The sequence below is a fragment of the Streptomyces thermoviolaceus genome (genome assembly GCF_045209695.1).
In the GTDB taxonomy this organism is placed as follows: domain Bacteria; phylum Actinomycetota; class Actinomycetes; order Streptomycetales; family Streptomycetaceae; genus Streptomyces; species Streptomyces thermoviolaceus.
In genome coordinates, this window is record NZ_CP109280.1 from 2,975,383 (window position 1) to 2,997,065 (window position 21,683).

Genomic DNA, 21,683 nt, shown 5'->3' on the forward strand with positions numbered 1-21,683 from the left:
CGCTCGGCGCCGACAGCAGCTGACCGATCCCAGACATGGAACGGCCCTCGCCGGGACTGGCACTCCCGGTGCGAGGGCCTGACCACCGAGGAAGTAGAGGCCTTCCCGATGGGTACTGAAAACCCTAGCCCGACCATGCCTGTCCGGTCCCGGACCCGGGGCAAAAACCACTCCGGAGGGCAGCCGGTCGCCGGCGTCGTCCACGACCACGTCCGGCACACCGAGAACTTCACCGTCATCGGCAACCACCTGGCCCAGCACCCGGAGCTGTCGCTGCTCGCCATCGGGCTGGCCTGCTACATCCAGTCGGTGAAGCCCGGCACCCCCGTCGACATCAAGACCCTCGCCGCCCGCTTCCCCGAGGGCCCCACCCGCATCGCCGCCGCCCTGCGAGAGCTCGAATCCCACGGCTACCTGCGCCGCAGCCGCGAACGGACCGCCACCGGCCGGATCATCACCCGCACCGTGTCCTGCAACAGGCCGGGGCATCACGGGTCTCGCCCGACGGCCGCGACAGCCGCGCGCAGGCCCGCCCGGCGCACCGGCGCCGACGAGCCGAGGCCGCGCAAACGCCTGCCCGCCGTGCCCCAGCCGTCATGCCGGGCACCCGGGCTGCTCCAGGCGGCCATGGACGTCCTCGCCGGGCTGCGCCGCCACGACCCCCGCCTGTTCCTGTCCGCTGCCGACGCCGAACACCTCGTCCCGGGCGTCGCCGCCTGGCTGGAGCGGGACCTCGCGCCCAGCGCCGTACGGCACGCCCTGACGGCCAACCTGCCGGACGAGCCCCTGATCCGCCCGGCCGCCCTGCTCGCCCACCGTCTCACCGCCCAGCTGCCGCCCCTGCCACGGCCCGGAACGCCCGCACCTCCGGCTCCGGCTCCCGAGCCGCGCCATCCCTTCCAGACCTGCGAGGGCTGCGACCGCGCCTTCCGCGCCCCGGCCCCCGGCCGCTGCCGCGACTGCCGCGCCGAGAACGGCGCGTCCGGATGAGAACACGCCACCAGCACTCGGACCGGTCACGGGTGTGCGTGTCCGCAGTGCTCCGGCCCGTACACGGGTGAGCCGGAAGGTGCCGGGAGAAGAAGGACGTCCCCGTGGGCATACGCCGCCGGGGCGGGAAAGCGCGCTCGCTTCCCGCCCCGGCGGCAGAGATCCGGCTCGGACTTACTTCGGCTGCGGCTTGCGCACCGACAGGTGCAGCTCCCGCAGGCGGGCCTCCTCCAGCTCGGTGGGGGCGCCCATCATCAGGTCCTGGGCGTTGCCGTTGAGCGGGAAGGCGATGGTCTCGCGGATGTTGGGCTCGTCGGCCAGCAGCATGACGATGCGGTCGACGCCGGGGGCGATACCACCGTGCGGCGGGGCGCCGAAGCGGAACGCGCGGAGCATGCCGGCGAACTTCTCCTCGACGGTCTCCCGGTCGTAGCCGGCGATCTCGAAGGCCTTGAGCATGATCTCCGGATCGTGGTTCCGGATCGCGCCGGAGGACAGCTCGACACCGTTGCAGACGATGTCGTACTGCCAGCCGAGGATGTCCAGCGGGTCCTGGGTCTGCAGGGCCTCCAGGCCGCCCTGCGGCATGGAGAAGGGATTGTGGGAGAAGTCGATCTGACCGGTCTCCTCGTCCTTCTCGTACATCGGGAAGTCGACGATCCAGCAGAAGCGGAAGACGTTCTCCTCGAAGTGGCCGGCCCGGCGGGCGGCCTCGACGCGCACCGCGCCCATGATCTTCGAGACCTCGTCGACGTCACCGGCGCCGAAGAACACCGCGTGGCCCGGGGCCAGCGACAGGCGCTTGGTCAGCTCGGCGACGTTGTCCTCGGTGAGGAACTTCGCGATCGGGCCGGTCAGCGAGCCGTCCTCGCCGACGCGCACCCAGGCCAGACCCTTGGCGCCCAGCGACACCGCGTAGTCGCCCAGCTGGTCGAAGAAGCGGCGCGGCTGGTCCTGGACCGCCGGCACCGGCAGGGCACGCACGTGCTTGCCGGCGAACGCCTTGAACTCCGAGTTCTCGAACAGGTCGGTGATGTCGACCAGCTCCAGCTTGGCGCGCAGGTCCGGCTTGTCGGAGCCGTACTTGAGCATCGCCTCGCGGTACGGGATCCGCGGGAAGGGCGAGGTGACGTGACGACCGCCGCCGAACTCCTCGAACAGCTCGGTCATCAGCTTCTCGATCGGCTGGAAGACGTCCTCCTGCTCGACGAAGCTCATCTCGACGTCGAGCTGGTAGAACTCGCCGGGCGAGCGGTCGGCGCGGGCGTCCTCGTCACGGAAGCACGGCGCGATCTGGAAGTAGCGGTCGAAGCCCGAGATCATCAGCAGCTGCTTGAACTGCTGCGGGGCCTGCGGCAGCGCGTAGAACTTGCCGGGGTGCAGACGCGAGGGCACCACGAAGTCGCGCGCGCCCTCGGGCGAGGTGGCGGACAGGATCGGCGTCGCCATCTCGTTGAAGCCCATCTCGACCATCTTGCGGCGGATCGCCGAGATGACCTGGGTGCGCAGCATGATGTTGCGGTGCATGCGCTCGCGGCGCAGGTCGAGGAAGCGGTACTCCAGGCGCCGCTCCTCGTTGACGCCGTCCTCGGTGTTGATCGTGAAGGGCAGCGGGGCGGCGGCACCGAGCACCTCGACCTCGCTGACCTCGATCTCGATCTCACCGGTCGGCAGGTCCGGGTTCACGTTCTCGGTTCCACGTGAAACCACCGTGCCGTCGACGCGGATCACGGTCTCCTTGGAGAGCTTGTCCAGCGCCTCGTAGGCCGGCGTGCCGGGGCGGGCGACGAGCTGCGTGATGCCGTAGTGGTCGCGCAGATCGATGAAGAGGATGCCGCCCAGGTCGCGCCGATTGTGCAGCCAGCCACTGAGCCGGACGCCGGTGCCGACGTCAGAGGCGCGGAGCTGCCCGCAGGTGTGGGACCTGTACCGATGCATCGTCGTTCATCCAGTCTTCGCGGATCAGGGACCACCGGGGCGCCTGCACGCCACCGGCCCGGACCTACCAAGCGTACCGGCCGCCCCACCGTCGGCTCGCCCCTGATTCCGTTCTCGGCGCGCGCCGCGGCCCCGGCGCCCGCGGCTGCGCCGGGCCGGCCGCGTACGCGCCACGGCCGTCCTGCCGCGCACCACCACCGCCCTGCGGGTGCGACAGGGCCCGTGGCCCCGCAGCGCCGCTGGGCTGCACCCGCACCGTCGCCGGGCCGCGTGCGCGCCGCCGCCGGACCGCGTACTGCGCCGCCGCCCGTCCGTGGGCGCGGTGGCGCGGTGTGCGGGCCGCCGTGTCCCGGTCGGGTCCCGGGCCGTACGAGGGCCCGTGGCCCGTCCTGCTTCGGTGGCAGCGTGCGTGACCCTGTTCCTACAGTTGAGAAATGCGCACTGGTGAGCCCCTGCCCGCCGTGGGGGACGTCCTCGCCTCTCTAGCGACCGGGCTGTGGCACTGGGACACGGTCACCGGGCAGGTCTGGGTCGATGCCGAGACCGCACGGCTGATGGGGCTGCCTCCCGAGCCGGCCACCCTCACCGAGGCCGAGGTGCGCGCCCGGATCCACCCGGTCGACTGGAACGAGATCACCGGCGTGGTGCGGCTCGCCGCCGCGGAGCACACCCTCGCCGAGGTGCGTTTCCGTGTCATGGACGAGGAAAGCCGGGTCATCCGCGTGGTGCGCAGCCGCTCCCGGCCGGTGGTCGACGAGGCCCAGAAGGGATACACGCTGACCGGCACCCTGCAGGAGGTCGCCGAGCCCACCCCGGGTTCCCCGGCCGGGCGGACCCACGCGGTCACCGGTGACTGGCGGCGTTCCCGGGAGGCGTTCCTGCTGGACGCGGGCCGTGCGCTGGCCGAGGCCCGGTCCACCGCGGAGGTGCTGCGGGTCGCGGCCGGGCTGTCGATGCCCGGGTTCTCGCCCAGCGGCCTGGCGGTGTTCGGCGTGGAGGGCGACCATTTGACGATCATCGGCCACTACGGGCAGATGCCGAGCGACGAGCGGCCGTTCGAGCACATGTCGCTGGAGACGGACTATCCGGCCGCCGAGGTGGTGCGCACCGGACGGGCGGTGTACATCTCCTCGCCCGAGGAGTACCGGTCCCGTTATCCGCTGACCTGGCCGCTGGCCGAGCGTTTCCACCGCCGGTCCTGGGCGTATCTGCCGCTGACCGCCTCGGGCCGGCCCCTGGGCGCCTGGCTGGCCGCGTTCAACCATCCGGTCGCCTTCACCCCCGACGAGCGCTCGGTGCTGACCACGGTGGCCCGCATGCTCGCCCAGGCGCTGTCGCGGGCCGGGACCGCCGAGACCGAGCGGGAGCTGAGCCAGGGACTCCAGCGCTCGATGATGCCGACGCTGGGGCCCCGGGTCCCCGGCATGGAGCTGGCCGCCCGCTACATCCCCACCGGCGGCGGTCTGCAGGTCGGCGGCGACTGGTACGACATGATCCCGCTGCCCGGCAGCCCGTCCACGGGGTGCGCGAGGAAGGCCGGGGACGTGGGCCGGTTCGCGCTGGTGATGGGCGATGTGCAGGGCCACGACGTGCGGGCCGCGGGGCTGATGGGCCAGCTGCGGATCGCACTGCGGGCCTATGCCGCCGAGGGTCACCGGCCCGACGCGGTTCTCTCCCGTGCCTCCCGGTTCCTGCACGGCATCCTCGACAGCGGCACCCGGGCCGGCACCGGGGGCGAGCACGCGTCCGGGGACGATCTCGACCTGCGCTTCGCGACCTGCCTGTACGCCGAGGTCGATCCGCGCACCGGCGCGCTGGAGATCGCCCGTGCCGGGCACCCCGACCCGGTGATCCGGATGGCGGACGGCACGGTGCTGCTCCGTCCGACGGCGGGTGGACTGCCGCTGGGGATCGATCCGGACGCCGACTACCCCACGACGCGGTTCGTGCTGCAGCCGGGCGAGACCATGATGATCTGCACCGACGGCCTGATCGAGACCGGCGGTCACGACCTGGACACCGGCTGGCAGCGGATCCGGACGATCCTGGAGCAGCACGAGGGCGGCACCGAGGAACTGGCCGACGCGCTGGTGCAAGGCGTGCACGGGCCGAGTTCGCACCACACCACCGGCCCGCTGGCCGACCGCCGCGAGGACGACATCGCCGTGCTGCTGCTGACCCGGCAGCCCGGCCGGCCCGTGCGCCCGGAGTCGCGGCGCACCCTGCTGACCGTGGCACAGGCCGAGCCGGAGCGGATCGCGGTGGCCCGCCAGCAGCTGCGGGAGCTGCTGCACGACTGGCCGTCCGCGGACCAGGTGGACTCGGCGGTGCTGCTGATGTCGGAGATGCTGGCCAATGTGCTGGTGCACACCGACACCGACGCGCTGGTGCTGGCCGAGGTGGGCGGGGAGAAGGGCGAACGGCGGATCCGGGTCGAGGTCACCGACGCCGGTGAGGACCTGCCGCACCGGCGCAGGCCCGGGGAGCTGGCCTCGCACGGCCGCGGCCTGGTGCTGATCGAGCTGCTGGCGGACGAGTGGGGCGTCGAGCCGCGCGGGGTGGGCAAGAGCATCTGGTTCGAGCTGCACGAGAAGGCCTGAGCCGTACGAGAGGACACATGGGGCTCCTCGCCCCGCATCCGGTCGGGCTCACGGGTGGCGGTCGCGCAGCTCGTGCACGATGCCGAAGGCCGCCGCGGTCAGCGGCACCGCCAGCAGCAGGCCGACGATCCCGGCGACCGACGCGCCCGCGGTGAGCGCCAGCAGGATCGCCGCCGGGTGCATCTGCACGGTGCGGCTCTGGATCAGCGGCTGGAGCACATGGCCCTCCAGCACCTGCACGGCCAGCACCACGCCCAGCACCCACAGCGCGACGACGAACCCGCGGTCGGCGAGCGCGACCAGCACGGCCAGCGCACCCGAGATGAACGCGCCCAGGTAGGGGATGTAGGCCCCGACGAAGACCAGCGCGCCCAGGCCGAGGGCGCCGGGCACGGACAGCAGGAGCAGGCCGACGGTGATGCACACCGCGTCGATGAGCGCGATGAGGGTGGTGCCGCGCATGAAGCCCTCGACGGCCGCGAAGGCCCGCCGGGCCACGGCCTCGATGGTGTCCGCGCTGTCACCCGGGGCGAGCGCCCGCAGGCCGCGCAGGATCCGGGGGGCGTCGCGCAGGAAGAAGAACACGAGCAGCAGCGCCAGGACGGCCATGGCGATGTATTCGCCGAGCACGCTGACGCCGCTGATGAGGTTGGACAGGGCGGTGCCGCCGAACTTCGACAGCAGCTGCCGGGCGTGGGAGGCCAGGTCCTTCAGGGAGGTCCCGGCGGCCCCGAAGTAGCCGGCGAGCGACTGGGCGGCGCGCTCCAGCGAGGTCACGATCTGCGGCCCGCTCTCGATCAGCGCGAGGGCCACGATGTAGCCGACGCCGCCGACGGCGAGCAGGACGGCGGCACAGGTGATGCCGGCCGCCAGCGACCGGTTGATCCGGGTCCGCACCAGCCCCCGGTACAGCGGCCGCAGCAGCGCGGTGCCGAGCAGCGCCAGCAGGATCGGGGTGACGGTGGTACGGAAGGTCACGCACAACCGCACCACGATCCACACCACCCCGGCGACCAGCAGCGCGACGGCACACCAGGCGGCGAAGCGGCGGACGGACTCGGGCAGCAGGTGCACGCCTCAAGGGCACCACGCCCCCGGGCGGGCTGTCCTGCGCGGACGGCCCGCCCGGGTGAGATGCGCGGCAGAACCGGCCGGTGCAGCAGACCGGTCGGTCTTGCGGACCGACCGGTCAGCCCTGGGGCCGATCAGCCGTGCGGCCCGGTCAGCCTTGCGGTCGGCCGATCGGTCCTGCGGCCCGGCCGGTCAGTCCTGCGGGCCGCTCTCCGTCATGCCGTGGACGGCGGGGATGGTGCCGAGGCGGCCCTTCTGGTAGTCCTCGAAGGCCTGCAGCAGCTCCTCCTTGGTGTTCATCACGAACGGGCCGTAGTGGGCCATGGGTTCGCGGATGGGCCGGCCGCCGAGCAGGACCACCTCCAGGTCGGGCGTGCGGGAGTCCTGCCGGGTGTCCGCGCCGACGGTGAGCGAGGAACCGGCGCCGAACACGGCGGCCTGGCCCAGCTCGATCGGGCGGCGTTCGGCGCCCACGGTGCCCCGTCCGGCCAGCACATAGGCCAGGCCGTTGAAGTCCTCCCGCCAGGGCAGGGTGATCTCGGCGCCCGGTGCGAGCGTGGCGTGGATCATCGTGATCGGCGTGTGCGTGATACCGGGCCCCTTGTGGCCGTCGAGCTCTCCGGCGATGACGCGCAGCAGCGCGCCGCCGTCCGGGGAGGTCAGCAGCTGCACGCTGCCGGCACGGATGTCCTGGTAACGCGGGGCCATCATCTTGTCCTTGGCGGGCAGGTTCACCCACAGCTGCAGGCCGTGGAACAGGCCGCCCGACACCACCAGATGCTCCGGCGGGGCCTCGATGTGCAGCAGGCCGCTGCCGGCCGTCATCCATTGGGTGTCGCCGTTGGTGATGGTGCCGCCACCCCCGTGGCTGTCCTGGTGGTCGAAGATCCCGTCGATGATGTAGGTGACGGTCTCGAAGCCGCGGTGGGGGTGCCAGGGCGTTCCCTTCGGCTCGCCGGGCGCGTACTCCACCTCGCCCATCTGGTCCATCATGATGAACGGGTCGAGGCGGCGATAGGGGATGCCGGCGAACGCCCGGCGCACCGGGAAGCCCTCTCCCTCGAAACCGCTCGGTGCGGTGGTGACGCTGAGCACGGGCCGAGCCACGGCGTCGGCGGGCGCGGCCACGCGGGGCAGCGCCAGTGGATTCTCGACGGTCACGGCGGGCATGTCAGTACCTCCTCGGTGTGGCCTGTACCCACTCTAGTTGAGCGTTCAACTTCCTGCCATCACCAACGCGAGGAGCCCGGAGGGCATTCCCTCCGGGCTCCGGTCACAGGTCCCGACCGCCGCGCCTGCGGCGGCCGCTCAGCCGTACATGCGCCGCATCGCGAAGTCGACCATCTGCTCGACGGCCTTGGCGTCGAAGACGATGCGGTGCTCGCCCTCCATGTCGAGCACGAAGCCGTACCCCGTGGGCAGCAGGTCGATCACCTCGGCACCGGTGATCACGAAGTACTTCGACTCCTTGCCGGCGTAGCGGCGCAGCTCCTTGAGCGAGGTGAACATCGGGATCACCGGCTGCTGGGTGTTGTGCAGCGCCAGGAAGCCCGGGGTGTCACCACGGGGGCAGTAGACCTTGGAGGTGGCGAAGATCTGCTGGAAGTCCTCGGCGGACATCTGGCCGGTGGTGAAGGCGCGCACCGCGTCCGCGAGCGAGGGCGGCGACGGCTCGGGGTACAGCGGCTGCTGCTGCCCGTAGCCGCCGGCCATCGGCTGCTGCGGCGGGGCGTACTGCTGCTGGGCACCCACGTTCTGGTCGTAGCCGTACATGGGGAGAAGCGTACCGAGCCGCCCCGTCGCCCGAAGGGGCTACGGAGCCGGAACCTCACGGGTCAGCCGGGAAGTCCAGGGACACCAGAAGAGTCCGGGCAGGAAGGAGCCGCCCGCCTCGTCGAGATGATCCTCGACGAAGGGGGTGGTGGCGTCGCACACCTCCACCATCACGTCGAAGAAGTGGACCGTGCCCGGGTCGTAGTGGAAGGACCACTTCGGGTTGTACGCGGCCGGGCTCTTGACGATCCGCCCGAAGATGTGGGGCTGCTGGTCCGTCGCGCCGCTGAGCAGATCGCGGGCGTGCTGGATCGTGCCCGGATCGTCGATGCGGACGACCGCGGTCCGCCGGCCGGCGTCCGTGAACTCGAAGTAGGCCGGGCCGGCCGCCTGCGCGGGACGGGCCGGCCCGACGGTGAGCATCACCGCCACCGCCGGCCCGCCCAGCCTGGTCAGCAATCGCCGCATGGAGTGCCTCCGTAGACGAAGGGGAACCGATCGATCACCGACCGTAGTCAGCGACGTGCGTGACACCCTCCGGCCGACGGCGAGGGCTCACCCGGACGGGCGCGGCGCGAGGAAGCACGTCGGCGCACTTGAGACGCGTCACAGATGGCCGGATGAGGGTTGCCAGATATTACTGGCGGGTAGCATCATCGGAGTCGACTAGTTGCTACTAGTTGGTATGCGAACAAGTTGCGAGGAGTCAGTGCCTCGCCGAGTCCTTCTCTCCGATGGAGCCGTCGCCATGGGGCACTACAAGTCGAATCTCCGCGACATCGAGTTCAACCTCTTCGAGGTACTGGGGCGCGACAAGGTCTATGGCACCGGCCCCTTCGAGGAGATGGACGTCGAGACCGCCAAGAGCGTCCTGGAGGAGCTGACCCGCCTCTCCGAGAACGAGCTGGCCGCGTCCTTCGCCGACGCCGACCGCAACCCGCCGGTGTTCGACCCCGAGACGCACACCGCGCCGATCCCCGAGTCCTTCAAGAAGAGCTACCAGGCCTTCATGGACTCCGAGTACTGGCGTCTGGGCCTGCCCGAGGAGATCGGCGGCACCACGGCTCCCCGCTCCCTGATCTGGGCCTACGCCGAGCTGGTCCTCGGCGCCAACCCGGCCGTGTGGATGTACTCCTCCGGCCCGGCCTTCGCCGGCATCCTCTTCGAGGAGGGCAACGAGGTCCAGAAGCACATCGCCAAGATCGCCGTGGAGAAGCAGTGGGGCTCCACCATGGTGCTCACCGAGCCCGACGCGGGCTCCGACGTGGGCGCCGGCCGCACCAAGGCGATCCAGCAGGAGGACGGCTCCTGGCACATCGAGGGCGTGAAGCGCTTCATCACCTCCGGTGAGCACGACATGGCGGAGAACATCCTCCACTACGTGCTCGCCCGTCCCGAGGGCGCCGGCCCCGGCACCAAGGGCCTGTCGCTGTTCCTCGTCCCGAAGTACCTCTTCGACTTCGAGACCGGTGAGCTGGGCGAGCGCAACGGCGTCTACGCCACCAACGTCGAGCACAAGATGGGCCTGAAGGTCTCCAACACCTGCGAGATGACCTTCGGTGACAAGCACCCCGCCAAGGGCTGGCTCATCGGCGACAAGCACGACGGCATCCGCCAGATGTTCCGCATCATCGAGTTCGCCCGGATGATGGTCGGCACGAAGGCGATCTCCACGCTCTCCACCGGCTACCTCAACGCGCTCGAGTACGCCAAGGAGCGCGTCCAGGGCCCGGACCTGGCCAACTTCGCGGACAAGACCGCGCCCAAGGTCACCATCACCCACCACCCGGACGTGCGCCGCTCCCTGATGACGCAGAAGGCGTACGCGGAGGGCATGCGCGCCCTGGTGATGTACACCGCCTCCATCCAGGACGCCATCCAGGTCAAGGAGGCCAACGGCGAGGACGCCACCGCCGAGCACGCCCTGAACGACCTGCTCCTGCCGATCGTCAAGGGCTACGGCTCGGAGAAGGCCTACGAGCAGCTCGCCCAGTCGCTGCAGACCTTCGGCGGCTCCGGCTTCCTGCAGGAGTACCCGATCGAGCAGTACATCCGGGACTCCAAGATCGACACCCTCTACGAGGGCACCACCGCGATCCAGGGCCAGGACTTCTTCTTCCGCAAGATCGTCCGCAACCAGGGCGCCGCCCTGAACGCCCTCGCCGAGGACATCAAGAAGTTCCTCGAGCTGGGCACCGGCGGCGAGGAGCTGGCCGCCGCCCGCGAGCAGCTCGCCCGGGCCACCGGCGAGCTGGAGGCCATCGTCGGCACGATGCTCACCGACCTGGCCGCCACCGAGCAGGACACGAAGAACATCTACAAGGTGGGCCTGAACACCACCCGCCTGCTGCTCGCCTCCGGTGACGTGGTCGTCGGCTACCTGCTGCTCAAGGGCGCCGCGGTCGCCGCCGAGAAGCTCCCGACCGCCTCCGCCAAGGACCAGGCGTTCTACCAGGGCAAGATCGCCGCGGCGAAGTTCTTCGCGGCCAACGTCCTGCCGGGCGTCACCTTCGCCCGCAAGGTCGCCCAGAACGTCGACCTGGACCTGATGGAGCTGGACGAGGCCGCGTTCTAGCCGCCCGCGCCCCGTCCGTGCGCAGGGGTCCCTCCCGAGCCGGGAGCGGACCCCTGCCGCGTCGTTAAGGTGAGTCCATGAGCACACGCCGGCCCTTCGACCGCGGCCACACCGACGATCTGATGTCCTTCCTGGCGGCGAGCCCGTCGCCGTACCACGCCGTGGCGAACGCCGCCGAACGGCTGCGGCAGGCCGGCTTCCGCGAGGTCGCCGAGACCGACGCCTGGGAGGGCGGCAGCGGAGGCCGGTACGTGCTGCGCGGCGGGGCGATCATCGCCTGGTACGTCCCCGAGAACGCCGCACCGCACACGCCCTTCCGGATCATCGGCGCCCACACCGACTCGCCCAACCTGCGCGTCAAGCCCCGTCCCGACAGCGGCGCGCACGGCTGGCGCCAGATCGCCGTCGAGATCTACGGCGGCCCGCTGATGAACTCCTGGCTCGACCGCGACCTGGGCCTGGCCGGCCGCCTCACCCTGCGGGACGGCTCCACCCGCCTGGTGAACGTCGACCGCCCGCTGCTGCGCATCCCCCAGCTGGCCATCCACCTGGACCGCACCGTGTCCACCGACGGCCTCAAGCTCGACAAGCAGCGGCACCTGCAACCCCTGTGGGGCCTGGGCGACGACGTCCGCGACGGCGACCTCATCGCCTTCCTGGAGCAGGAGGCCGGCCTTCCCACCGGCTCGGTGGCCGGCTGGGACCTGATGACCCACTCCGTCGAGCCCCCCGCCTACCTGGGCCGCGACCGCGAACTGGTCGCCGGACCGCGCATGGACAACCTGCTGTCCGTGCACGCCGGCACGGCAGCCCTGGCCGCCGTGGCCTCCGGCGAGCAGGCCGGCACCCTGCCGTACATCCCCGTCCTGGCCGCCTTCGACCACGAGGAGACCGGCTCCCAGTCCGACACCGGCGCCGACGGCCCCCTGCTCGGCACGGTGCTGGAACGCTCCGTCCACGCCCGCGGCGGCACCCTCGAAGACCGGGCCCGCGCCTTCGCCGGCACCGTCTGCCTGTCCTCCGACACCGGCCACGCCGTCCACCCCAACTACGCCGAACGGCACGACCCGACGCACCACCCGCGCGCCGGCAGCGGACCGATCCTGAAGGTGAACGTGAACAACCGTTACGCCACGGACGGTTCGGGCCGCGCGGTGTTCGCCGCGGCCTGCGAGAAGGCGGGCGTGCCCTTCCAATCGTTCGTCTCGAACAACTCCATGCCGTGCGGCACCACCATCGGCCCGATCACCGCGGCCCGCCACGGCATCAAGACCGTCGACATCGGCGTGGCCATCCTGTCCATGCACAGCGCCCGCGAACTGTGCGCCGCCGACGACCCGTTCCTGCTGGCGAACGCCCTGGCGGCGTTCCTGGAGGGCTGACGCCCCCTGACCTTCCCGCCTCGCACGAGGGTCGAGGCGCAGGAGACCCGGCTGTCCGGCCCGGAGGAACCGGGCCGGACAGGGAAGTGACGCCGACGAGCCTCGGCGGCCGCATCGTCCACGCGGTCACCTCGTCCGCGCGGACGGCGGCCGGGCGCCTCAGGCGTCCATACCGGCCAGCACCAGCGGCAGCCGGTCCGCGGCACCCTCGGTCAGGCGGACCGGGACACCCCAGTCCTGCTGGTGGACATGGCAGGCCGGGTACTCGTTGGCCGGGTCGTCGTCGCAGCTCGCGGCCATCGCGGACACATGCAGCACCCCCTCGCCGACCTCCGGGTTCAGCTCCAGGTCACGGGCCAGATCGGTGCCCGCGCCCTCGCCGCCGAGCAGCAGCTCGGGCGGGGTGGCGGAGACCAGCAGCCGGGTGGACGGCCCGAACCGCGTGTCCAGCTTCTGACCCGCTGGCGCCTGGAAGATCACATCCAGCCGGAGCGTGCCCGGGGCCACCTCGGTGGCGGCACGCTGGGTGCGGTGGGCGACCGCCTCCACCCGCACCGCCTCCTCCGGCAGACGCAGCCGGGTCAGCCGGTGCCGCGCGGACTCCACGACCACGATCTCGTCACCGTCCAGCACCGCGTCGCTCGGCTCACGCAGATCCGTGGCCAGCGTGGTCACCTCGTCGGTGGCCGGGTCGTAACGGCGCAGCGCGTGGTTGTAGGTGTCGGCCACGGCCACCGAACCGTCGGGCAGCGCGGTGACCCCCAGCGGGTGCTGGAACAGCGCCTGGCCGGCCGCACCGTCACGGTGCCCGAAGTCGAACAGACCGGTGCCGACCGCGGTGTGGATCCGTCCCTCGGAGTCCACCCAGCGCAGCGCACTGGTCTCGGAGTCCGCCAGCCACAGCCGGTCCTCGGTGGCCGCCAGCCCGGACGGCTGGGCGAACCAGGCCTGCTCACCCGGGCCGTCCACCAGACCCTCGTTGGTGGTGCCGGCCGCGACGGTCACCCGGCCCTCGGCCGGGTCGTACGTCCACAGCTGGTGCACGCCCGCCATGGCGATCCACACCTTGCCCCGCCAGAACGCCACGTCCCACGGCGAGGACAGGCTCACCTCGCGCGCCGGACCCGAGGAAGGCTCACCCTGCATCCACTGCCGGCCGGTGCCCGCCAGCGTGGTGACCTCGCCCGTCGCCGGGTCCAGGCGGCGCAGCGCGTGGTTGACGGTGTCGGCGACGACCACCGCACCGTCGTCGAGCAGGGCCATGCCCTGCGGCTCGTTGAACGCGGCGCTTCCCGCGTCCCCGTCGCGCAGGCCGCGCTCGCCGGAACCGATCCGGCGCACCACGCTCTCGCCGTCCTGCGCCAGCTCCACCAGCTGGTGCCGGGTGGTGTCGCTCACCAGGAAGGTGCCCGAGGGCAGCCGCAGCGCCTTGCCGGGGAAGCGCAGCGTGGTCGGCTCCGGCTCCGGCGGCACGTACGGGCCGTCGCCGCGGCGCAGGGTGCCCTTGGCCTCGTGCTCGGCCTCCAGCTCCTCGACCAGCTTCTCGATGGCGTGCGCGTGGCCCTCACCGGCGTGCTGGGCCACGATGTAGCCCTCGGGGTCGATGACGACGAGGGTCGGCCAGGCCCGCACCGCGTACTGCTTCCAGGTGGCCAGCTCGGGGTCGTCGAGCACCGGGTGCTCCACGCCGTACCGCTCCACGGCGTCGACGACCGCCTGGTGCTCCGCCTCGTGGACGAACTTCGGCGAGTGGACGCCGATGATCACGAGCGTGTCCCGGTGCTTGGCCTCGAGTTCCCTCAGCTCGTCCAGGACGTGCAGGCAGTTGATACAACAAAATGTCCAGAAATCAACGATCAAGACACGACCTCGGAAATCGGCCAAGGTCAGATTCTTGCCGCCCGTGTTGATCCAACCGCCCTTGCCGACCAGTTCCGGGGCACGGACACGCACACGCTTCGCCATGCGTCCATCCTGCCTGATCCAGGGTGACCGAATGTCGAGGGTCCGCAAGGCCCCAGACCAGCCATTCAGGACGACTTTGTGAATCCGTGAACGCAGCCCGCCCACCTGCCACGCAGCTACGGCAGGCGGACGGGACGTTTGAAGAACAGGCCGCCGGTCAGTGCGGAGCGTGCACCGGGTCGGACTGGGCGCGCAGCTCGGCCAGCCGCCGCTGGTACAGCGGTCCGACAGCGTGAGCGCCCCTGGCCTCACTCGGGGTGGACTGCTCGATCAGGTGATGAGCCACGGCCTTGAGGTGCGCGGACCAGGCCAGCACGTGCTGCTGAGCGGGGCGACCGCACTCCTGCGGTTCCCCGGGAAGACACAGCGGGAGCTGCGGACCGAGCTTGTTCGCCGCGTGCCGGATGTAGCGGGCGATCGTCGCCCACTCCTCCTCGGTCCGCTGAACGGCCGTCGCCGTGTTCTCCCAGCCCCACGGGCCGAAGTCGTCCCCGTGATCGTCCATGTGTGCTCCCTGGTGATCTCAACGGGTCAAGCCGTTGCGGCGATCGTAGCGGCGCCGTCCGCCTCCCTGGGGTCGCAGTGCCCGACCGAGGGAACGCACGGCGAGCACGGCCCGCACATCGGCAGGAATTGCGGAGGCGTGCAGGACTGCGCGCCGTCGCCGAGAACCGCGCGGATGTCGGCGAGCACTTCTCCCATGCGCAGTCCGCCCCAGATCTCGGCCACCGGGGAATGCTGCACGTTCCCGATCTTCAGGAAGCGGCCCAGGACGCACGGCCACACATCGCCGGTCGGGCCGATGGCGCACTTCTCGTGCGCACAGTGCCCGCACAGATCGGCGATGGTCGGCGTCGCTCCCCGGCTGCCCCGACCGAATGCCCGCGTGCGGTCCCCGCCGACCTGTTCCACGCCGAGGGCCAGAAGGTCTTGCGCCGCTTCGTGAACGCGCTGCTCCGGCCGAACCGCGACGACCCCGCCCCGCAGCGGAATACCCAGGGCCAGCGCCTTCTGGATGTTCTCCCGCGTCCGTTTGTGGGAGCCGCGCAGCTTGGTCACGGCGTCGTGGTCCTCCGCGCTGTCGGAGTAGTACGACGTCGCGAGCTTCACCCCGCACTCGCGGAAGACGTCCCACAGCTCGGCCCGGATGTGGGTCATGTTCGAGAAGACCTCGACCCCCAGGCCGGCCGTCCGGGCGTGCCTGATCAGCGCGGGCAGGTAGGGGTAGAGGGTCGGCTCGCCGCCGATGAACTGAACGTCGAGCGTGCCCATGTCGGCGAGTTCGGAGATGACGCGGAGCCAGTCCCGCACGGTCATCGTGCCGTGCGCCCCCTTGGGGGAGGAGTCCGCGTAGCAGTGGTCGCAGTGCTCGTTGCACAAGCCGGTGACTTCTAACCACGCGAACTTGAGCGGGTTTTCGGCAAGGGCCATCCCGTGTCTCCTTACGGGTGTTGGGAGATCGCCTGAGAGGCCCCGCCCATGTCCCACGGGGGCAGGGCACGAGCGGGGCCGGTAGCGACGCCCTCACCGCTGAACGGGCAGCGGCACCCCAGTGAAGGGGCGGACCGGGGCGGGAGTGGCACGTCTGCCTCTCCGGGCTTGTCCGGTCGGGAGCGTCGCCGTCCGATGCGCTGAGCCCGGCTTGCGCCGTCCCTCAGCGCGCCCGGGTCATTCGTTCCGGGTCACGCGGGCGTGGTCCGTCACCACGCGCCGGAACAGGTCGTGCCCAGTGCGGCCGGTGTGGCGCAGACACCAGTCCTGGACGGTGTCCTGAGCGTCCTTCGGGCCGGACGTCTCGTTGCACTCGCCGGGCTTTGTCGCACAGAAGGCTTCGTAGATGACGCCGCCTTCCGGCACGTGCCGGATTGTGTGGCTCACGAAGCGCATCACCGACCGGATCACTGGTCGCTCTCCTCGTCCGTGGTGCCGGTGTCCTCGGATTCCTCGTCGTCCTCGCTGCTCTCGTGGTCTTCCAGGCGGGCACCGCGCGACCTGGCGACGCGCAACGCGTCGAACAGACACTCGCTCAGCCGTGTCGCCGCGAAGCGCAGCTCCGATGCGCTGGCTTCCCGGTCGTTCAGCACCTGTTGGGCACCCTTAAGGACGTCGTCGCCGACGCTGAGCTGGGCTTCTTCCATCTGGTCGGCGAGCCGGGAGAGGACGCTGTTCGGATCGCTGGTGTGGAGGTAGGCCGGCTTGCCCTCCTCGGACCACGGCAGCAGGCGGGGGCGGCTCATGCGACCACCTCCGACATGTCGAATCCCTGCGGCGCCAGTACCAGCCCGGCGCGGCGGCGCTGCCGACGCTCGTGCTCGACCTTCCGTTCGTGAGCAACGAGGTACGGCCGGACCAGGCCGATGGCCTCGCCGTCCAGCACAGACACATAGGGGGAGCGGGAAGTCGGGGACACGACGGGGGACACGTGCGCTTCCGATGCCCGATGGCGGCCCACCGAAGGAAGCAGTAACCGCAGCAGCGTACGAAGCAGCCGCGCTGTAATTTGGAGCATGTCGTCAACCTCCAAGCCAGGTTGGTGACCACGCCCCCGGGCCGTCGCCACGGTCGCGGGGGTCCTTTCGCGAAGACCCTCGCGCCCATCCCTGCTCAAGGCCATGCCATGGCCCTATAGGTGCGCCCTATATTTGATGTATGGGGGGAACCCGCGCGGACTTGTGGTCGCATCCGCAACTGGTGGCGGCGGTCGCCGCCGAGGACTGGGCTGCCGTCTTCCGCACGTACCGACAGCTCACTGGATTGAGCCAGACCAAGCTCGGGGAACGAGTCGGCCTCGTCCAGCCCGAGGTGTCCAACATCGAGCGCGGTAGACGCCAGGTCACCTCTGTCGAGGTGAGGCAGCGCATCGTGGACGGGCTCCGGGTCCCAGCGCACCTGCTGGCGGCGGACCAGCCTCGCGTCGACTCTCCGGTGCCTGCGCTCGCTGTGCCCGGACCCGGGCCTGACGATGACCTGTTGGCTCGCGTGACGAGCGTGGTCGACGGTGAGCACCGAGTGGACGCTGCCACGCTCAACTGGCTTGACCGGGTGCTGGCAGAGCACCGCCGGGCCGAGGACGAGATCGGTTCACGGCCGCTGGTTGGCTTGATGCGGCAGCAACTCCGGACGGTGGTGGACCTTTACGGCAGCGCGCGGGGTCCGTTGGCGGAGCGGGTCGTTCGCCTGGCATCCGAGCACGCGCAGTTCCTGGCATGGATGGCCCAAGACCAGGGGCAGACGGCAGCCGCGCTTGCCTGGTACGACCGCAGCCATGAGTGGGCGTTGGAGGCTGGTGACGCCAACATGGCGGCTACGACGCTCAGCATGAAAGCGCACATGGCGTGGTCGGGCGGTCGTGGAGACCGGTGCGTGCGTCTGGCGGAGGCCGCCCGCTGGTCAGCCCCGGGAACGTCCCTCGGAGTCCAAGGCATGGCCGCTCAGATGGCCGCCCGGGGACACGCACTCAACGGCGAAGCCGACGATGCCGACCGGCTGTTGGACGAAGCGCAGGACCTCATCGGCCGTGCGGCACAGCACCCGGAGGACGAGCCGCCGTGGATGTACTTCTACGGCGAGACGTGGTTCACCTTGCAACGAGGCATGGCCGCCCTGCATCTGCGCGACTGGAAAGCGGCCATCGACCACCTCACGATCGGGCTGGCTGCGCTGCCGGACGACTACCGGCGGGACAAGACGTGGTACCGGGCATGCCTGGCACACGCGTTGGCCGAAGCGGGCGAGGCGTCGCAAGCCGCCTCTGTGGCGTTGGCGATCGTGCCCGACGCGGCTGACATCGGTCGCCCTCATTCGTGGAACGAGCTGCACACGGTGGCCGCTGTCCTGATGCGGCGCGGCGCGAAGGAAGCGCGGCAAATCGTGGCCGCCCTGCGGACGTACGACTGACGGCCGCTGAAACGCAAAAAGGCCCCCGCGCCGTGGTCACGTGGACCAGAGCACGAGGGCCGAAGCGATCAGACGCCGATGACGTCCCGGCGGGCGGCGAGCCATGCGGCGTTCCAGGCCGCCTTGCGGCGCCGGATGCGATGCAGCTGGCTGCGGCAGCGTCCGGAACAGGTCAGCCGGTGGGCGCGGGACCGGGTGCCGAACGGAGTGGAGCACACGACGCACGCGGTGCCGGGGCAGGTGTCGGCGATCATGGTTGACGGGTCCTTCACGGTGGCAGGCCGCCCGCCCCGGTAGGCGGAGCGGGCGGGGGATCGTTTCGTCAGGCGAGCGCGACGCCGACCTTGGCGATGGTCTCCGGGTGGAGGAAGCCGAAGCCGACGCGGCCGCGGGCGCGGACGGCGACGCGGTCGGACTCGAAGAAGCGGTCCTTGGAGATGTCGACGGTGGCCGTCCGTCGCAGAACGACCGCGATGCGGGAGCCGTCGACCACGTACAACGCTGAGTCGGTCAGCGCGCGGACGGTGACCAGCGGCAGGCCGTACGCGGTGCGCACGGTGGCCTTCGTGGCGTCGGTGCCGAGCAGCGGCTGGTTCGAGCCGGAGCCGGTCTTGAGCTTCGCGAGGTGCTTGGCGACGCCGGGGCTGACCAGGATGTGCGTCGGTTCACCGCCCTGGTCTTGGACGGCGGCGATGGCGTCGGCGATGACGTCCAGGTCGGCGAGGTTGTCCGGGGTGGAGCCGGTGACGTCGGTGACGTTGGTCAGGCTGGCGATGCCCTTCGGGGCCGGGGCCGGAAGGTTGCCGACGAACGCCTGATCGATCTTGGTGGAGATCGCGCGGACGAGCGAGTCACCGACGACCTTGGAGACGTCCGGAGAGGCGTCCTCGACGGCTTCGGCGGTGACGATGGTCAGTCCGGCGACCTTCGCGGGGGTCACGGCGACATCGTCCAGACCGGGGTCGCCGAGCGGCAGGTCGGCGCCTTCTGCAACGAAGTCGGCCGGGGCCTCGGAGGTCAGGCGCGGGAAGTACATCGTCTGGGCGTTGGTCTGGATCGGCTTTCCGACGTTGGTGGCTACGGACTGCTGGACGACGTCGGCGATGAGGAGCTGGCCGAACTCCTCGGTGGGGAGCCAGCCGGCCGAGAGGGTGGAGCGAGAGAGGGGCATTGAGGAGCGGCCCTTCGTGACGTGCGTGGATCAGGGGCGCGTCCTCGCCGCCGGGGCGAGTACGAAGGGCGGCCACCAGGGCCGGGAACGGGAAGGCCCAGCGCATGCCGCCGAGGGCATGAGCCGGGCCGTGGTGCGGTGGGGCGTCAGTTGAAGAGGGCGCCCCAGCCGGGGCGCGGTTCGCCGATGGGCTTGCGGTAGCCCTGGGCGAGGTCGAGCGGTTCCGGCTGCTTCCAGTGCGGGCGCTCGGTGAGGATCTGCTGCGCCGTGGCGCGGATCGCGTCGGTGTCGAGTGCGCCGTCGTCGGTGCGCAGCTCGTCGAGGTTCAGGCCGACGAGGAAGGCGTCCTCGGGGTTGGCGAACCCGACCTCGTCGAGTACGCGCATCGCCTCCGCCCTGTCGTAGGCGGCAAGCTGCGCGGACATGGCTTCGATGCGGGCTTCGGCGTCCTTCAGGCGCTGGCGGAGGTTGGCGGCCTCGCGGCGGGCCTTCTTCGCGGCGGTGTCGTCGGCGCCGGGGATGGTGTCGGCGGCCGTCGTGTCGTCGGTGGGCTCGGGGCCGCTGGCGGCGTGTTGCGGGGCGTTCTCTATCGGGTCGGTGTGTTCGGTCATGGGGTGTTCCTGCGGGCGTGCTGGGGGCGTGAGTGGGTGCAGATCTTCAAGAGGTTTGGAACCCGGGCACGGATCGAGCACCAGCCCCTCCCCGACCCCCCTGGGGGAGGCGGCAGGGGGTGCTCCCCTGGGGCGGTGATCGTCGGCGCACGGGTTGGGACGGCGGGTGCGGCGTTTACACGCGCCTGCGCCGGGACGAGTTCGGTGCTGGCCGGGCCAAGCGGTCGAGGCATGGCGGGCGACGTCGAAGCAGGCCAGCACCCCGCACGCCAACCCTGCGAGCTACGGTGGGGCGGCGCCGGAAGCCGATGAGGACGGAAGCTGCCCGCCCCGCCCTCCCGCCCCGGGGGGGGGCGGCCGTGAGGAGGCGAGGGCGAGCTGCTGACCTTCCCTGAAAGGTTGTCGCGATGACCGACGAGCGCTGACCAGGCGCCCGTGCCGATGTGCTCGGCGGTGTGCGACATGGTGCGCCCTGGCTTGGGCGCCTACCCGTTCGCCGCGCTCCAGCCGGTCGGCCCTGCCTGTGGTGGTGGCTGGTGGGCGACGTGCAGTGGGTAGCGACCGCACGCGGCGCGTACGGCCGGTCCTGTGCGGGCAGGACGGGTGACCCGTCTCACGGAAGACGGAAGCTGTCAGACGCCGACGACGCGCGGCCGGTAGGGCGAGCCGTCGTCGGCAGGGGCCGAGGGGCGGGTTGCTGCGTCATCGTCGGGCAAGGCTGCCGGGGCGTGCGCGGCACCGGCCCAGCGGGCGAGCAGGGGGCGATCCATCGCGGTCCCGTGCACCCCGGGAGGGTGAGACGGGGCGTGACATCGACGGTGGTACGACGGACGCCGCCGACCTGCGGAGCTCACCCGGCACCATCCGGGTCAGCGCTCGACGCAGGCCGACGGCGTTCCCTCTTCCCCATGCACACCTGGCGCATGTCCCTGTGAGCAACACCAGACGTAGGGAACGCGACGCAAGCGCAACGGTTCCCGCACTAGAGAAGTGGGCCACGGGGTTCGGACTGTGCGACCTGAGCGCGACAGTTCGGGCATCCCAGGGGAGTGATTCCCGCGACTCGCCAACGAGAGATGCGGGCGCGGCGACGGGGCGCCGCCTCGGGTGACGGTTCCTGACGAAGAACCGTCACTTCGCTATTGCTCTAGTAGTGCTTCTTCTTCCTAGTAGCTCTATACGAGAGTGACGTTTCTACGTCAGAACCGTCACCCGCGCCTCTCGTGCGCCCGGTGGCGGCGCATGGCTTCACGTGAGCGCTGCCGGTGCGCGTCCGGGTCCTGGCGCCGCGTGTCCGCCATCGCCCGCCGGTGGCACGCCTTGCAGCGGTAGTAGTCGTAGCCATGCGGCTTGCTGGCGTTGCGCTTGAACTGTTCCAGCGGCAGCTCGGCCCGGCACCCCAGGCACACGCGGGAGGTCGGCCCACCGGCCGGCGTCCCCGGGCCGGGGAGTGCGGCGCGGCGCTTGCGGTAGGCGATGCGCGCGGCGACGCGGGCAGCAAGGTCGGGGGCAAGGGTCGGCACGATGGCCCTCCTGCGGGCGGCTGCTGGACGACTGGGGCGATATGACAAAAGGCCCCGGCCATCCGCCCGGAGGGGACCGGGTCGGCCAGCCAGGGGCCAGCAAGCGGGGATGCGCGGGGCGACGGGGCAGTGGGCCAGGGCAGGGGCCACAGTGCGGGCGCTGCAAAGGGCTGCGGGAGGCAGCACG

At 71.1% G+C, this 21,683-nt stretch carries 20 protein-coding genes; 5 read left to right on the top strand and 15 right to left on the bottom strand.

What is annotated here, in order from left to right; all coding sequences use genetic code 11:
• Positions 1 to 108: 108 nt before the first annotated feature.
• A complete protein-coding gene (locus tag OG899_RS12990) occupies positions 109 to 990 on the top strand; it encodes a helix-turn-helix domain-containing protein (protein WP_125499874.1) in 882 nt (293 codons plus the stop codon).
• A gap of 174 nt (positions 991 to 1,164) precedes the next feature.
• Here the strand turns inward: OG899_RS12990 and aspS are convergent, their stop codons facing one another.
• Positions 1,165 to 2,928 (bottom strand): aspartate--tRNA ligase, encoded by a 1,764-nt coding sequence (gene aspS, locus OG899_RS12995; protein WP_125499875.1) that lies wholly within the window; start codon positions 2,926 to 2,928, stop codon positions 1,165 to 1,167.
• Between the two features lie 434 nt (positions 2,929 to 3,362).
• Here aspS and OG899_RS13000 point away from each other — a divergent pair, with 434 nt between their 5' ends.
• Positions 3,363 to 5,528 (top strand): SpoIIE family protein phosphatase, encoded by a 2,166-nt coding sequence (locus OG899_RS13000; protein WP_189427921.1) that lies wholly within the window; start codon positions 3,363 to 3,365, stop codon positions 5,526 to 5,528.
• 48 nt (positions 5,529 to 5,576) lie between these two features.
• Here the strand turns inward: OG899_RS13000 and OG899_RS13005 are convergent, their stop codons facing one another.
• The 4 genes from OG899_RS13005 to OG899_RS13020 form a co-directional block, all read right to left on the bottom strand.
• Positions 5,577 to 6,602: an AI-2E family transporter gene (locus tag OG899_RS13005; RefSeq protein ID WP_189427922.1), complete on the bottom strand. Its 1,026-nt coding sequence runs from the start codon at positions 6,600 to 6,602 to the stop codon at positions 5,577 to 5,579.
• Positions 6,603 to 6,791: 189 nt separating this feature from the next.
• Positions 6,792 to 7,769, bottom strand: a complete 978-nt coding sequence (locus OG899_RS13010; protein ID WP_125499878.1) for a pirin family protein — start codon at positions 7,767 to 7,769, stop codon at positions 6,792 to 6,794.
• A gap of 138 nt (positions 7,770 to 7,907) precedes the next feature.
• A complete protein-coding gene (locus OG899_RS13015; protein ID WP_125499879.1) occupies positions 7,908 to 8,372 on the bottom strand; it encodes an SseB family protein in 465 nt (154 codons plus the stop codon).
• Positions 8,373 to 8,411: 39 nt separating this feature from the next.
• Positions 8,412 to 8,840 carry a calmodulin-binding protein gene (locus tag OG899_RS13020; protein ID WP_125499880.1) on the bottom strand — a complete coding sequence of 143 codons (429 nt, stop codon included), beginning with the start codon at positions 8,838 to 8,840 and terminating at the stop codon, positions 8,412 to 8,414.
• A 280-nt stretch (positions 8,841 to 9,120) separates the two neighbouring features.
• Here OG899_RS13020 and OG899_RS13025 point away from each other — a divergent pair, with 280 nt between their 5' ends.
• Both OG899_RS13025 and OG899_RS13030 read left to right on the top strand, forming a co-directional pair.
• Positions 9,121 to 10,947 carry an acyl-CoA dehydrogenase gene (locus tag OG899_RS13025; RefSeq protein ID WP_125499881.1) on the top strand — a complete coding sequence of 609 codons (1,827 nt, stop codon included), beginning with the start codon at positions 9,121 to 9,123 and terminating at the stop codon, positions 10,945 to 10,947.
• A 77-nt stretch (positions 10,948 to 11,024) separates the two neighbouring features.
• The gene (locus OG899_RS13030; RefSeq protein WP_125499882.1) at positions 11,025 to 12,329 is read left to right on the top strand and encodes a M18 family aminopeptidase; all 1,305 of its coding nucleotides are present in this window, start codon (positions 11,025 to 11,027) and stop codon (positions 12,327 to 12,329) included.
• Between the two features lie 159 nt (positions 12,330 to 12,488).
• Here OG899_RS13030 and OG899_RS13035 read toward each other — a convergent pair whose 3' ends face one another.
• The 6 genes from OG899_RS13035 to OG899_RS13060 all read right to left on the bottom strand — a co-directional run bounded on the left by OG899_RS13035 (position 12,489) and on the right by OG899_RS13060 (position 16,704).
• Complete coding sequence (locus tag OG899_RS13035) at positions 12,489 to 14,294, bottom strand: NHL domain-containing thioredoxin family protein (RefSeq protein ID WP_125499883.1); 1,806 nt, start codon at positions 14,292 to 14,294, stop codon at positions 12,489 to 12,491.
• 157 nt (positions 14,295 to 14,451) lie between these two features.
• Positions 14,452 to 14,799 carry a hypothetical protein gene (locus OG899_RS13040; RefSeq protein ID WP_125499884.1) on the bottom strand — a complete coding sequence of 116 codons (348 nt, stop codon included), beginning with the start codon at positions 14,797 to 14,799 and terminating at the stop codon, positions 14,452 to 14,454.
• Between the two features lie 26 nt (positions 14,800 to 14,825).
• Positions 14,826 to 15,725 (bottom strand): radical SAM/SPASM domain-containing protein, encoded by a 900-nt coding sequence (locus tag OG899_RS13045; protein WP_229813996.1) that lies wholly within the window; start codon positions 15,723 to 15,725, stop codon positions 14,826 to 14,828.
• 237 nt (positions 15,726 to 15,962) lie between these two features.
• Positions 15,963 to 16,196 (bottom strand): hypothetical protein, encoded by a 234-nt coding sequence (locus OG899_RS13050; RefSeq protein WP_229813998.1) that lies wholly within the window; start codon positions 16,194 to 16,196, stop codon positions 15,963 to 15,965.
• Positions 16,193 to 16,531, bottom strand: coding sequence for a hypothetical protein (locus OG899_RS13055; RefSeq protein WP_125499885.1), 339 nt, complete (start codon positions 16,529 to 16,531; stop codon positions 16,193 to 16,195). Before OG899_RS13055 ends, OG899_RS13050 begins: the two co-directional genes overlap by 4 nt.
• Positions 16,528 to 16,704, bottom strand: coding sequence for a hypothetical protein (locus OG899_RS13060; protein ID WP_229814000.1), 177 nt, complete (start codon positions 16,702 to 16,704; stop codon positions 16,528 to 16,530). Before OG899_RS13060 ends, OG899_RS13055 begins: the two co-directional genes overlap by 4 nt.
• Positions 16,705 to 16,943: 239 nt before the next feature.
• On the opposite strand from OG899_RS13060, the gene OG899_RS13065 reads away from it, so the two are divergent.
• Positions 16,944 to 18,191, top strand: a complete 1,248-nt coding sequence (locus OG899_RS13065) for a helix-turn-helix domain-containing protein (protein ID WP_189427923.1) — start codon at positions 16,944 to 16,946, stop codon at positions 18,189 to 18,191.
• A 68-nt stretch (positions 18,192 to 18,259) separates the two neighbouring features.
• On the opposite strand, the gene OG899_RS13070 is transcribed toward OG899_RS13065, so the two are convergent.
• From OG899_RS13070 to OG899_RS13085, 4 genes are all read right to left on the bottom strand, one after another.
• Positions 18,260 to 18,445 carry a DUF2116 family Zn-ribbon domain-containing protein gene (locus tag OG899_RS13070; RefSeq protein ID WP_125499887.1) on the bottom strand — a complete coding sequence of 62 codons (186 nt, stop codon included), beginning with the start codon at positions 18,443 to 18,445 and terminating at the stop codon, positions 18,260 to 18,262.
• A gap of 68 nt (positions 18,446 to 18,513) precedes the next feature.
• Positions 18,514 to 19,362, bottom strand: a complete 849-nt coding sequence (locus OG899_RS13075; protein WP_189427924.1) for a phage major capsid protein — start codon at positions 19,360 to 19,362, stop codon at positions 18,514 to 18,516.
• Between the two features lie 146 nt (positions 19,363 to 19,508).
• Entirely contained in the window at positions 19,509 to 19,973 is a 465-nt protein-coding gene (locus OG899_RS13080) for a hypothetical protein (RefSeq protein WP_125499889.1), read from the bottom strand.
• 1,208 nt (positions 19,974 to 21,181) lie between these two features.
• Entirely contained in the window at positions 21,182 to 21,496 is a 315-nt protein-coding gene (locus tag OG899_RS13085; RefSeq protein WP_189427925.1) for a hypothetical protein, read from the bottom strand.
• Positions 21,497 to 21,683: the final 187 nt, after the last annotated feature.